This window comes from Rikenella microfusus DSM 15922 (assembly GCF_000427365.1).
GTDB classification, from domain to species: Bacteria; Bacteroidota; Bacteroidia; order Bacteroidales; family Rikenellaceae; genus Rikenella; species Rikenella microfusus.
The window spans coordinates 96006-109174 of record NZ_KE386488.1; the positions used below are offsets into that span (position 1 = coordinate 96006).

At 60.4% G+C, this 13169-nt stretch carries 10 protein-coding genes; 6 read left to right on the top strand and 4 right to left on the bottom strand.

Annotated features, from left to right (window positions below):
- Positions 1-123 precede the first annotated feature (123 nt).
- On the top strand, positions 124-1698 hold the full coding sequence (locus RIKMI_RS14170) for a WG repeat-containing protein (protein WP_147288456.1): 1575 nt from the start codon (positions 124-126) through the stop codon (positions 1696-1698).
- A gap of 117 nt (positions 1699-1815) precedes the next feature.
- On the opposite strand, the gene gltA is transcribed toward RIKMI_RS14170, so the two are convergent.
- The 3 genes from gltA to coaD form a co-directional block, all read right to left on the bottom strand.
- Positions 1816-3204 (bottom strand): NADPH-dependent glutamate synthase, encoded by a 1389-nt coding sequence (gltA, locus tag RIKMI_RS0101250; protein WP_027290152.1) that lies wholly within the window; start codon positions 3202-3204, stop codon positions 1816-1818.
- Between the two features lie 114 nt (positions 3205-3318).
- Positions 3319-4197 carry a sulfide/dihydroorotate dehydrogenase-like FAD/NAD-binding protein gene (locus RIKMI_RS0101255; RefSeq protein WP_027290153.1) on the bottom strand — a complete coding sequence of 293 codons (879 nt, stop codon included), beginning with the start codon at positions 4195-4197 and terminating at the stop codon, positions 3319-3321.
- Positions 4198-4411: 214 nt separating this feature from the next.
- The gene (gene coaD, locus RIKMI_RS0101260) at positions 4412-4882 is read right to left on the bottom strand and encodes a pantetheine-phosphate adenylyltransferase (RefSeq protein ID WP_027290154.1); all 471 of its coding nucleotides are present in this window, start codon (positions 4880-4882) and stop codon (positions 4412-4414) included.
- Positions 4883-5059: 177 nt separating this feature from the next.
- Here coaD and RIKMI_RS0101265 point away from each other — a divergent pair, with 177 nt between their 5' ends.
- Together RIKMI_RS0101265 and RIKMI_RS0101270 are read left to right on the top strand one after the other, a co-directional pair.
- Complete coding sequence (locus RIKMI_RS0101265; protein ID WP_027290155.1) at positions 5060-5623, top strand: 30S ribosomal protein S16; 564 nt, start codon at positions 5060-5062, stop codon at positions 5621-5623.
- Positions 5624-5676: 53 nt separating this feature from the next.
- Positions 5677-6252, top strand: a complete 576-nt coding sequence (locus RIKMI_RS0101270; protein WP_051214202.1) for a ribosome maturation factor RimM — start codon at positions 5677-5679, stop codon at positions 6250-6252.
- 609 nt (positions 6253-6861) lie between these two features.
- On the opposite strand, the gene RIKMI_RS0101275 is transcribed toward RIKMI_RS0101270, so the two are convergent.
- Positions 6862-8967 carry a M3 family metallopeptidase gene (locus RIKMI_RS0101275; protein WP_211224107.1) on the bottom strand — a complete coding sequence of 702 codons (2106 nt, stop codon included), beginning with the start codon at positions 8965-8967 and terminating at the stop codon, positions 6862-6864.
- A gap of 321 nt (positions 8968-9288) precedes the next feature.
- Here RIKMI_RS0101275 and RIKMI_RS0101280 point away from each other — a divergent pair, with 321 nt between their 5' ends.
- The 3 genes from RIKMI_RS0101280 to RIKMI_RS0101290 are packed head-to-tail and all read left to right on the top strand — an operon-like array spanning position 9289 to position 12933.
- On the top strand, positions 9289-10050 hold the full coding sequence (locus RIKMI_RS0101280) for an RsmE family RNA methyltransferase (RefSeq protein ID WP_027290158.1): 762 nt from the start codon (positions 9289-9291) through the stop codon (positions 10048-10050).
- 22 nt (positions 10051-10072) lie between these two features.
- Complete coding sequence (locus RIKMI_RS0101285; protein WP_027290159.1) at positions 10073-12004, top strand: proton-conducting transporter transmembrane domain-containing protein; 1932 nt, start codon at positions 10073-10075, stop codon at positions 12002-12004.
- A 20-nt stretch (positions 12005-12024) separates the two neighbouring features.
- Positions 12025-12933 (top strand): respiratory chain complex I subunit 1 family protein, encoded by a 909-nt coding sequence (locus RIKMI_RS0101290; protein WP_051214204.1) that lies wholly within the window; start codon positions 12025-12027, stop codon positions 12931-12933.
- Positions 12934-13169 lie beyond the last annotated feature (236 nt).

Consider the following 13169-nt stretch of genomic DNA (forward strand, 5'->3'; position numbering starts at 1 on the left):
GCGATTCGAAAGAATCGTCGGCTTTCGCGGTGCCTCCGGACACTCCGACCGGAAGTTTGCTCCGACAGGACGGGTGCAAAACCGAATGAGTAAAGCATTTAAACCGTATGATGCTCAAAACATTTGGCTCCTGACGAAATCCTGTCTGCCAACCGCACTGATTCGCCCGTAGCGAGCCGCCACACGAATAACATGGTACTGTATCCCACCGCCATCCGATATGCCGAAACGATACTGAATCCCGACGGGTTGTTCCGCAGCCTGTCGGAACTTTCTTCAGACGTGCCGCCCGATTTTTCGTCCGGAGCCTACGGGGTCGTGTTCCGGGTGACGGTCGGCGGAAAACCGTGCGCGTTGAAATGCTTTACACGCCACCAACCGGGACGAGCCGAAGCGTACAGGCGCATGGCGCAAACGCTGGAACCTTTCTGGCAGGAAGAGACCGCTTGTTTGGTGCCGTTCCGGTGGTTGGAAAACGAGATCACGGTGTTCGGGGACGACGACAGCGTATCCGTACACCCCGTGTTGCAAATGGAATGGGTGGAAGGCCGTTCGCTGACCCGTGCGCTCGAAGAAGCGGTCGCCGCGTCCGACCGCGAAGCGCTGGAACGGTTGGCGGAAGCATTCGACAAAATGGCTTTGTGGCTATTGGACAGACCGTTCGCTCACGGCGACCTGAAACCGGACAATATCATCGTACGCGAGGACGGTAGACTGACGATGATCGACTACGACGGGCTTTATCTGCCGGAGATGGCCGGCGAACGGGCACGCGAGACCGGTACCGAAGGTTTCCGGCACCCGGACCGTTCGGAAACGGAGTTCGGGAAACAGATCGACGATTTCCCGATCGCCCTTATCAGCCTGGCACTGCACGCGCTGGCCCGGTGGCCGGAATTGTACGGGCGGTTCGGAGGCGCGTCAGCCCTGCTTTTCGACCCGGCCCTGTTGGCGCAGGGGAGCTGTCCGGCCTACAACAGTCTGAAAAATACCGATATGGCCTCCGATCCGCTGTTTGCGATGTTAGGCTCCGGGGCGGAGCGGTTCGACGGGCTGGCTGAGGCTTTGACCCGGCATCTGTCTGCGGCGGAAATATCTTCGCCGGTTTACGATTACGAGGGGGAACCGGGTCGCGAAGGTATCCGGTTAGTGAGGCGGAACGGGCGGTACGGGTTCGTAACGGAGAGCGGAACAGTGGTGGCGGAGTGCATTTACGACCGGGCGAGGGAGTTTTCGGAGGGTGCGGCGGCAGTGTGCCGGGACGGGCGATGGGGTTTCATCGCTACGGACGGCGGGTGGCTGCACGAACCGGAATATGAAGAGTGCGGCGATTTTTCGGAAGGGCTGGCACCGGTCTGCATAGGCGGGAAGTGGGGATATGTGGACGGAACGTTCCGGCTGCTGTCGAGGCCGAGATTCGACGATGCGTGGCCGTTTTCCCAGGGGCGCGGTCTGGTGCGCAAGGGCGACCGGTACGGTTATGCGGGGCCGGACGGCCGGATGGCGATTCCGGCCCGTTACGAGTTTGCCCAAGGGTTCCGGGAGGGGGCGGCATGCGTGACGGAGGGCGGTCTGTACGGCTACATCGACCGGCGGGGACGGTACCTGATCGAACCGATGTACGATTACGCTCGTTCGAAACGGAACGGACGGAGCTATGTGGAGCGAGACGGAGAAGGACGCGAAATCGAGTGGTAAACATTGCGTTTCGCAGGAAAAGCGGCAATGAGAGCATAATGACGACAGGGGGGAGGCGAAAAAATCCGCCTCCCCCCTGTCGTATATATAAGGAGATTCGCCCCCGGCGGGGAGACGTTACGCCTTGCTTTGGATATAGTTGTCGATGGCAGCGGCGGCTTTGCGTCCGGCTCCCATGGCGAGGATCACGGTCGCCGCTCCCGTTACGGCGTCGCCGCCGGCGAAAACCCCTTCGCGCGTGGTCGCACCGTCCGGCGAGGCTTCGAGGCAACCCCGGCGGTTCACTTCCAGGCCCGGTGTGGTGGCTGCGATCAACGGATTTGGCGATGTCCCCAGCGCCATGATCACCACGTCGCACGGCATGTCGAATTCCGATCCGGGGATCTCCACCGGCGAACGGCGACCCGAGGCGTCCGGTTCGCCCAGCTCCATGCGCACGCACCGAACGCCGGTCACCCAACCCCGCTCGTCTCCCAGCACCTCTACCGGATTGGTCAGCATACGGAAGTCGATGCCCTCTTCCTTGGCGTGGTGCACCTCTTCGCGCCGGGCCGGCAGCTCGGCTTCGGAACGGCGGTAAACGATAGAAGATTCGGCACCGAGCCGGCGGGCGGTACGCACGGCGTCCATCGCCACGTTTCCGCCGCCGACTACCACCACGCGATCGCCGGTGTAGATCGGTGTATCGTACTGCTGGTCATAAGCGTGCATCAGGTTGGTGCGGGTCAGGAACTCGTTGGCCGACACCACGCCGTTGAGGTTCTCTCCCGGAATGCCCATGAAACGGGGCAGTCCGGCGCCGGAGCCGATGAATACCGCTTCGAAGCCCTCTTCGTCCATCAGCTGGTCGATGGTGAGGGTGCGTCCCACCACCACGTCGGTTTCGATTTTCACGCCCAGCCGCCGCACGTTTTCGACCTCCGGCTCCACGACCTCTTTCTTCGGCAGGCGGAATTCGGGAATCCCGTACTGCAATACGCCGCCCGGACGGTGCAGCACTTCGAACACGGTCACTTCATAGCCCAGTTTGGCCAGATCCGCCGCGCAGGCCAGTCCGGCAGGGCCGGAGCCGATCACGGCCACTTTGTGCCCGTTGCGCGGCGCGGGTTCGGCCAACGTCAGGCGGTGTTCCCGGCCCCAGTCGCCGACGAACCGTTCCAGTTTGCCGATCGCCACCGGTTCGCCCTTGACCCCGAGGATGCACGCACCTTCGCACTGGGTCTCCTGCGGGCATACGCGGCCGCAGACCGAGGGAAGCAGCGAGTCCTGCGCGATCGTTTTCGCCGCCGCGGCGATGTCTCCTTCTACGATGCAGCGGATGAAATCGGGTATCCTGACCGAAACGGGGCACGCCTCCACGCACCGCGGTTTTTTACAACCGAGGCAGCGCGTAGCCTCCAGCGAGGCTTCCTCCATGTTGTAGCCGTAACATACTTCGTCGAAGTTGGCGGCGCGGACTTTCGGGTCTTGTTCCCGGACGGGAACTCTGGGTATTTTGTTTGCCATGTGTTTTTCCGGTTTATGCGGCGATTACGGTTTTCCCTGTCGGGACCACGTTTCGGGGAAGTTTCTCTCCCCTGCTTTCCGATCGCCTTTTTGTTAAGCCTTCCCTCCTGTCGGTTACAGGCCGATGTTGCATTTGTGGCCGGCGGCGCGTTCGGCTTCGATGGCCCGTTTGCGTTCTTCGATGGTACGGTACATGCCCTGCCGGCGCATCGCTTCGTCGAAATCGACCTGATGGGCGTCGAATTCGGGTCCTTCGACGCAGGCGAAGCGGGTCTTGCCTCCGACGGTCACGCGGCACGCGCCGCACATCCCGGTGCCGTCCACCATCAGGGTGTTGAGGCTCACGATGGTCGGTATGTCCAGCTCTTTCGTCGTAAGGGCCACGAATTTCATCATGATCATCGGCCCGATGGCCACCACCAGATCGAAGCGCCTGCCCTGTACGGCCACAAGTTCCTTCAGCAGATTGGTCACCAGCCCTTTGTAGCCTTTCGACCCGTCGTCGGTGGCGATATGCACGTTCGGCGTGAGGGCGCGGAATTCGTCTTCGAGCAGGACGAGGCTTTCGTTCTTGGCGCCGATGATGACGTCGGACCTCACGCCGTGCTCGGCGAGCCATTTGACCTGCGGATAGACGGGGGCCGCCCCCAGGCCGCCGGCGACGAACAGGAACTTCGTCGAGGCGAGTTTTTCGGGGCTGTAATGAATGAATTCCGACGGGTGACCCAGCGGCCCGACGAAATCGGCGAAACGGTCGCCCTCTTCGAGCGCCGCGATGCGCATGGTCGAGGCGCCGATAGCCTGTATCACGATGGTCACGGTGCCTTTTCCGGCGTCGTAATCGCAGATGGTCAGCGGGATGCGTTCCCCTTTCTCATCGACGATGACGATCAGGAACTGCCCGGGCTGTGCGGCGTGCGCCACACGCGGCGCCTCGACTTCCATCAGGTAGATAGCGGGGGCCAGCTGGGTCTTTTTCAGGATCTGAAACATGCTGTTTTCTCTCGTTTGGTATTTTCCGGCTTGGAACGGACAAAGGTACGAATTTAGGCGGGATATGGCCAACCGGAACGGGAAAGTGTTAATTTCTTGACGGGTTTGTGAAATTCCGTTAAGATATTTTCCGGGGCGCTTGCGTACCGGCGGAAAAGGGCCGCTCGTGTCCGATCGTTTCCGCTTTTGCCGAAAGGCGGGATTCCGGCGGTCGTCAGAGGTATTCTTTCAGGTCGATTCCGCGGGGCAGGAAACGGGCGGTATCCGCTCCGTGGACATACAGCTCTTTGACCACGGCGGACGAGATGGCGCCGAGGTGCGGGTCGGTGAACAGGTAAAAAGTCTCGATTTCCGGATCGAGCCGCTTATTGACGGCGTCGATAGTACGGTCGCTTTCGAAATCGTCCACCGAACGCAGGCCGCGCAGCAGGATCTTCACGCCCCGGCGCCGGCAGAAATCGGCGGTCAGTCCTTCGTAAGCCTCGGCGCTCACGCGCGGCTCGCCGCGGAACACGTCCCGGATCAGCCGTACCCGATTTTCCGTGGTCAGGAACCCTTTTTTCTTGATGTTGTATCCCACGCCTATGATGATACGATCGAACAGGCACAGGGCGCGGCGCACGATATGTTCGTGGCCGGCGGTGAAAGGATCGAACGACCCGGCGAAAATGGCTTTTTTCTCCATAAAAAGAGTACTGAAACTTGGCGTAAAGATAAACATTTTGTACCTTTGCGCCACTTGTCCGAAACAACGGGGGTTTTGAATAAACCAGAGAAACGGGGGAGACGCGTTCTCCGCGGTTCGTGACTTAAAGAACGTTGTGGGTAGGCAGGGGATTGACAAATCAATAAATCATTACCAATGTCAACCAAAATCAGACTGGCCCGTCACGGTAAGAAAGGCTACGCTTTCTATCACATCGTCGTTGCCGACAGCCGTTCGCCGCGCGACGGCCGCTTCATCGAAAAACTGGGGACTTACAACCCGAACACCAATCCGGCTACCGTCGTGCTGAACTTCGAAAGCGCGCTGAAATGGATCGGCGTAGGGGCTCAGCCCACCGATACGGCCCGTTCGATTCTCTCCAAAGAAGGCGTCATGTATCGTCATCACCTGAACGGCGGCGTGAAAAAAGGCGCGTTCACCGAAGAGGCGGCCGAACAGAAATTCGCCAAATGGGTAGCCGAAAAAGAGGCTAAGGCCGCTGCTGCCAAAGCCGCTCAGGAAGCTGCGAAAGCCAAGACCGCCAAAGAACGCCTCGAAGCCGAAACGAAAGTGAAAGAAGCTAAAGCCGCTGCGCTGGCCGCCAAACTGGCTGAAGCCGCGAAAGCTGCCGAAGCTGCTGCCGCTGAAACTGCGGGCGAAGGCGCTGAAGAAGCTGCCGAAGCGGGTGCCGAGGCTGCCGCTGAAACCGCTGCCGAATAATTGTCGATTATGAACGAATCCCGGGGCCGTCTTCAAGGCACGGGGCAAATACGATGGGAAAGAGACAGTCTCTCGCTTATGCCGATCGGGCGGCCGCGGTGATCGCGGAGCCTGCGAATGCGGTAGGCCGTATCCGAAAAACCTACGGAGGCGGGGCGGATGACTCGAAAAACGGAGCGTTGCTGGCAACGCTTTACGATACTTTTCCGGAATCGTTCGATACTGCGGAACCGCTGTGGGTCGAGATCGACTCGCTGGCGGTTCCGCTTTTTATCGCTTCGCTGGAACGCAGAGGCGCTGCGTCGGCGGTGGTGTCGTTCGACGATTTCGGGCGTGCGGAGGAGGCGGAGCTGCTGGTGGGGAAGGTTTTGTACGCGGAGAGGGACAATGTGCGGGATGAGGAGGGGACGGATTTCGAAATATTGATCGGATATGAACTGACGGACCGGACGACCGGACGACGGGGAACGGTAACGGCATTTTACGATTATCCGGGAAATCCTTTGCTGGGGGTCGATTTCGACGGCCGGGAGGTAATGGTACCTGCGGCCGACGGATTGGTCGAGGTGGCGAACGTGCGCCGGAAAAGGCTGGAGGCGGATCTGCCGGAAGGCCTGTTCGATCTGTAATTTCTGCTTGAATTTTATTGGCACCGTTTTTTTCGGAGCGGTTTTCCGTGTCCGACGGCACGTGTTTTTATCCCGCAGCCTCGTTTTGCACGGATCTGTGGCGCGGCGAGGGAAACGGAAAGAGTAGCCGTCGCATGCCCCTGCGGTCGTTGGGCCGGTTATCGTTTGAGGATGGCGATTAAAGTACTTTATGTAAGGTTCTCCCGATGTCAGGCCGGAGCCATCCCCGGCGAAGGCCTGCAACTGCGCGGCGGTTGTTGCGGCCCCGCCGGCTCCGGCGGATATAATTAATTGCATGTTTCTTTGCAATGGGCCGCAGGCTGCGGCCCGCGCAACCGGAAGGTCACGAAGTATCTTTTTTCCGATTAATCGTACAATTTATAAAAATCTAAATAATAATTTTCGTCTATGCCTACCTGCAAAGACATATCGATATTCCGCCACACTGCGCCCGGCGATGCCGCCGGACCGACTCAAAAACATCGCCCGGCTTCAAAGCCCCATCGTATAGGTACCTGAACGAAATACCCGGCGCTGTCGAGCGTCGGGTATCCCTTTTGGGCGGTTCTATCGCAACAAAAGCGCGATGATTTCCGCATGAAAACGATTTCATTTCAGCCCGCGGCGGTGCAGCAGCGGCTCCATCGAAGATTCTGCTCCCCGGAAGTCGCGGTAAAGCACGTCGCCGTCAGCAGTACCGCCCCGGCTCAGCATGGTACGGAAACGGGCCGCGATTTCAGGATTGAACAAATCGCCGGACTCGACATAGGCATTGAACGCGTCGGCATCCAGCACTTCCGACCAGATGTAACTGTAATAGCCCGACGAATAACCGCCGCTGAAGATATGCTGGAAATAGGTGGATTTATAACGCGGTTCGATCTGCGGGATCAGCCCGACGGCCTCCATCGAAGCGGCTTCGAAAGCGTCGGCATCGATCGGCCGCGATTGTCCGAGGGTATGGTAATCCATATCCAGCAGCGAGGCAGCGAGGTATTCGACCGTGGCGAACCCTTGATTGAAAAGGCCGCTGCGGGCGATCTTCTGCGCCAGTTCCGCCGGGATCGATTCGCCGGTTTTGTAATGCCTGGCATACAAAGCCAACATTTCGGGCCTCATCGCCCAATTCTCCATCACCTGCGAGGGCAGCTCCACGAAATCGCGTTCGACGCCTTTCAGACCGCGGTAGGGAACCATCGAAAAAAGCTGGTGCAGCCCGTGGCCGAATTCATGAAAAAAAGTAGCGGTTTCGTCCAGCGTCAGCAGGGCCGGCGCGTCGGCAGTCGGTTTGCTGAAATTGGTCACGATCGACACGACGGGAGCCACACGCTGGCCGGTGGAATCGTAAGACTGGCTACGGAACGTAGTGCACCACGCCCCGACCCGTTTCCCGGCACGGGGATGGAAGTCGAGGTAGAGCACGCCGAGACTGGTCCGGCCGTCTTTGTCGATCACTTCGAACACACGGTTGGCAGGATTGTATTTGGGGATGTCGGTCAGTTCGCGAAAAGTGATGCCGTACAGTTTATTCGCGAGTCCGAAGACACCGTTCCGCACGCTGTCGAGAGCGAAATAAGGCCGCAATTGGTCCTCGTCGAGATCGTATTTCGCTTTGCGGAGTTTCTCGGCGTAAAACCACCAGTCCCAGCTGGCGAAAGAGCTGTCGCCGGTCTCGGCCAGTTTGATGGCCCGCATCTCGGCCAGCTCGCCCTTCGCCCGGTCGAGGGCCGGCGTCCAGAGTTCGGTCAGCAAAGCATAGACTGCTTCGGGCGTTTTGGCCATCTGGCGTTCGAGCACGTAGGCCGCATGGGTCGGATAACCCAGCAGGTTCGCGCGGAGGAGCCGCAGGTTGGCGATCGAATCGAGCACGGCCTTGTTATCGCGCCCGTCGCCGTGGTTGCAGCGGGTGAGATAACCCGTGTAGAGCCGTTCGCGCAAACCGCGGTTTTCCGCATATTGCAGGAACGGGATCAGGCTGGGTTTGTCGAGCGTAAAGGCCCACTTCCCCTTTTGGCCCCGATGTTCGGCTTCGGCGGCCGCGGCATCCGCGACATTCTGCGGCAACCCTTTCAGGTCCTCCCGGTCATCCACCAGGAGCACGAAATCGCCGTTGTCCCCGCGCAGGTTGCGGCCGAAACGGATCGAAAGCAGCGACAGCTGTTCGTCCACCTCGCGCAGCCGGGCCTGGTCGTCCGCAGAAAGCTCCGCTCCGCCGCGGACGAAATTGCGGTATATCTTCTCGGTCAGCCGTCGCTGGAGGCTGTCGGCGCAGAGCGTGTCGCGCCCTTCATAAACAGCCCTGACACGGGCGAAAAGCGCAGGGTCGAGACTGATGTCGCTGCTGTGACGAGTCAGCAGGGGCGATACTTCGCCCTGTATCTCCTCCAGTTCCGGAGTCATATCCGTACCGGCGACACAGCCGAAAACGGCCGATACGCGGTCGAGGAACTGCCCGCTGTTATCGTAGGCCAGTATGGTATTCTCGAAAGTCGGCGCGGCCGGATTGTTCACGATGGCGTCGATTTCGGCCTTTTCGCGGGCCATGCCTTCGTTGAAAGCCGGGAGGTAATGTTCCGGAAGAATCCGCTCGAAAGGCGGCACGCCGAACGGGGTGTCCCATTCGGCGAAAAAGGGGTTGGCCGTGCCGGTCTTGCCGGTGCCGCAGGCGGTCACGAATGCGGCGGCGCAGAGTGCGGACATAGTCAGTCGGTTCACTTTTTTTGGTTTTTATGGGGTTTAAGTTGTACTTTTGGCCTCAATTGAAAGGCAAATATATACGACTTTTATCCGACAAACAGAGCCGGACTTTCCCGAACGGCCCTGCGTCCGGTCGGCTGTGCCGGGTCGGGGCGGGGACGGACCGGAAAATATCGGGCACGCATCTCCTGACAAACGGAGAACAGCCGTATATAGCCCCAAACGAGATATAACCACCGTTCAGGATACCGGCAACCGGTCGCGCCCCGATCGTTTCGTCCGGCCCGGTGCGGTTTATTTTTGTAAAAGTACGACTTATTTTCACTTTCGGAAACGGCCATGCATCTTTTCTATACGCCCGACCTGACCCGCGCCGCGCTTTACGCGCTAGCCCCCGAAGAGTCCCGGCACGCGGTGGGCGTGCTCCGGCTGCGACCGGGGGACGAAGTGCGACTGACCGACGGACGCGGAACGTGGTGCGCGGCGGAAGTGATGGCCGGCAGCACGGCGAAAGCATGTTTGGTGCGTATCGTTTCGCGGGAGGAGAACCACGGACGGAGACCGTACCGGCTCCACGTGGCGATCGCTCCGACCAAGAACAGCGACCGTTACGAATGGTTTCTCGAAAAAGCGACCGAAATCGGCATCGACCGCATCACGCCGATCGTATGCGACCATTCGGAACGCCGCTCGCTCAGGCGCGAACGAGGCGAAAAAATCGTGCTGAGCGCGGTCAAACAGTCGCTCAAGGCTTATGTGCCGCAGTTGGACGAACTGACCGCGTTCCGGGAATTTGTCGCTTCGGCCGCGGCGGACGATACGTCCGTGTATAAGGAACGTTTCATGGCCTACTGCGACGAGGGAACGCCGCTGGCCGAGCGGGTGGCGTTGTTCCCGACTTTGGCGGCCTCGGCCGCGGCGGGCCGGAGGGAGTATTGCGTGCTGGTCGGGCCGGAGGGCGATTTTTCGCCGGAGGAGATCGCGCTGGCGCGGGGTGCGGGCTTTCTGCCGGTGACGCTGGGTGAAAGCCGCCTGCGCACGGAGACGGCGGGAGTGATGGCCGCTGCCACGGCGCAACTAGCGGCAGGAGACGGCCAATAATTCGGACCTATTTTTGTAACGCATGACAATCGGTGATATTTTTCCTTTTCTGACGCTGGGTTCCCTGCTGGTTTTCGCGGCACCGGGAACGAGGTTCAAAGGGATCACGGCAGCGGTCGTGATAGCCGCGGGCGCCGTCGTCGCAGTCATAGCGGGCGTGACGGCGATCGTCCTGCCGGAGGCGACGGGCGGCTCGACAGGCTGGCTGCCGGGGCTGGACGCCCTGGGCGGCGTTTTCGCGCTGGCAGTGGCCGTCAGCGGGACGGCCTGCGCCGTCTATGCGGTCGGCTACATGCCGGGCCATGCGAAAGGGAAAAGCGGCGCGCAAACGGGCCTGCACTTCGCCTCGCTCGTGACGTTGTTCTATTCGATGCTCGGCGTGGTGCGGGCAACCGACGCGTACGGGTTCCTGTTCTGGTGGGAACTGATGACGCTCAGCTCGTTCGTGCTGGTGATGTTCGACGCGCAACGCAAGGAGGTGCTGCATGCCGCGGCGGGCTATCTGGTACTGATGCACATCGGGTTCTTCATGCTGCTGGGCGGATTTGCGGCAACGGAGGGCGGAACGGCCTTTTTCGCCGGACAGGGCATGACCGTTCCGGCATTCCTGCTGCTGTTGGCCGGTTTCGGAATGAAAGCGGGGATTTTTCCGCTCCACATGTGGCTTCCGGTGGCCCACCCCGCCGCGCCGTCGCACGTGTCGGCCCTGATGTCGGGCGTGATGATCAAGATGGGGGTATACGGCATTCTGCGCGCGGCGCTGGCGCTGACGCCGGAAGCACTGGCGGCGATGGGGGCACTTATTTTCGCGCTGGGAGCGGTCACGGCGGTGTTCGGGATCGCACGGGCGGCGGTGCAGACCGACCTGAAACGGCTGCTGGCCTACTCCTCCGTCGAAAATATCGGTATCGTCAGCATCGGGATCGGGTTGGGGACGCTGGGTCGGTCGATGGGGAGCGACTTCATCGCTTACGCCGGTTTCGGGGGAGCTTTGCTGCATGTGCTGGGACACGCCAATTATAAAACGATGCTGTTCCTCGGCGCAGGTTCGGTCGTGGCCGCGGCGCACCACCGGGACATGAACCGGCTGGGCGGCCTGATGCGGCGGATGCCGGTCACGGGGACGCTGTTCCTGCTGGCGACGCTGGCGATCTGTACGGCACCGGGGCTGGTCGGTTTCACCTCGGAATTCGTGTTGTTCGACGGCCTGTTCGGCGCTGTCGCGCGGGGCGAACTGGTCGCAGCTTCGGCCGCGGGAATCGTAGCGCTGGCCCTGACGGGCGGTCTGACATTGATGACTTTCACGAAGGCATTCGGGATTACGTTCCTCGGCAATCCGCGCAGCTGCGCAGCGCGGGACGCGCGGGAAGCGAACGCGACGATGCTGGCGGCGCAGGCGCTGCCGCTGGCGGGGATACTGGCGGGAACGCTACTCTACCCTTACCTGGTACTGGAAAATGCGGACGCCCTGTTCGGGGCGCGTTACTATGCGGTACCGACGATCGACACGATGATAACGGTCGAATGGATCATGGGCGGTCTGGCGCTTTTCTCCGGGTTGCTGCTGGGACTGAAACGGTGGCTGAACCGCCGGGCGTCGGCGGTTCCGTTGCGCCGCCCGACATGGGGCTGTGCGTTTACGGTACCGAGCAAACGGATGCAGTACACGGCGTCGTCGTATAACCGGGAACTCCAGACGATGTGGGGCGAACGGGGAGCGGAACGGCAGGTGAGGGAACTGGCGGAAGAGGAGATTTTCCCGGCGGGCCATACGTTCTCGACTGAGGATAAGGACAGCACGGCGCGGGCGGTGACGCGGTGGTTCGCGGGCGGTCTGCGCCGCTGGACGGCGCGGCTGGCGCTTTTCCAGACGGGGAAGACGAACCATTACGTGCTGCATGCTCTGGTGCTGCTGATTTTGATTCTGGTGTTGTCGCTCTGCGGGGCGCTCTGACGTTCATCTTGAGAATGGTTATGATACCTTTTATATTGATATTGGCAAGCGCTTTGTGCGTGAAGGGGGTCATCAACAAGACGCGCGCCCGGCTCGCGGGACGCAAGGGATGCCGTTTTTTCCAGCCGCTGCTGACGGTGGGAGTCCTGCTGGGAAAGGGAGAAATATACAGCACTTCGTCCACATGGCTGACGCGGGTGGCGCCGGCGGTCTATCTGGCTTCGGCTCTGGCGGCCGCGCTGCTGTTGCCGCTGGGGGTATTTCCGGCGGTCGTCAGCTTCGACGGCGACTTCATCCTGTTCGCTTACCTGCTGGCTTTCGGCAAACTGGCCTTAGTGCTGGCGGCGATGGAGAGCGGAAGCAGTTTCCAGGGGATGGGTTCGGCGCGGGAGGTGCTTTTCTCGATGCTGGTGGAACCGTGCTTTTTCCTGTTGGTGGGAACGCTGGCGATGGTAACGGGATGCGGGTCGTTCAGCGCGATTTTCGCGAAGTTCGACAACATGTCGGTCAATCTGCTGATGCTGTCTCTGATCCTGGCTTACGGTTTCCTGAATGTGGCGTTGGTGGAGAACGGACGGGTACCGGTGGACGATACGCGGACGCATCTGGAACTGACGATGGTGCATGAGGCTATGGTGCTGGACCTTTCGGGCGTGGACCTGGCTTTCGTACAGATGGGGAGCTGGCTGAAGCTGTCGATATGGGGTATGCTGGCGGTAAATGCGCTGATTCCGGCGCGGACGACGGGCTGGCCGCTGATACTCTGGTTCGCGGCGGCGATGACGGCTTACGGGGCGGTGATCGGTCTCATCGAGTCGCTGATGGCCCGAAACCGGATGACTAAAAATGCAACGTACCTGGTCACGGTATCGGCGATCGGCCTGCTGGGCTTTACGGTGGCTTTCGTATTGATGACCAGCGGCCTGTAATTCAATCGCTCGTTTAGTCCGTGTATTGATGTCGGAGGGAACTGCCGCTTTTTGTAAAAAGCGGCACCAAAAACTTTTGAGTCAGCTACGCTACGTCTCAGGCTTCGCTATCCTCTCGCATTGCGAATCCTTTTGTGTTATTCGGAACAGTGGGCTAATCGGATAATGATTATTGGCGACTATATACGACCTTACGCAAGTCCCGTTTCGGCTCGGCGCCGGACGGCTTTCAGCCG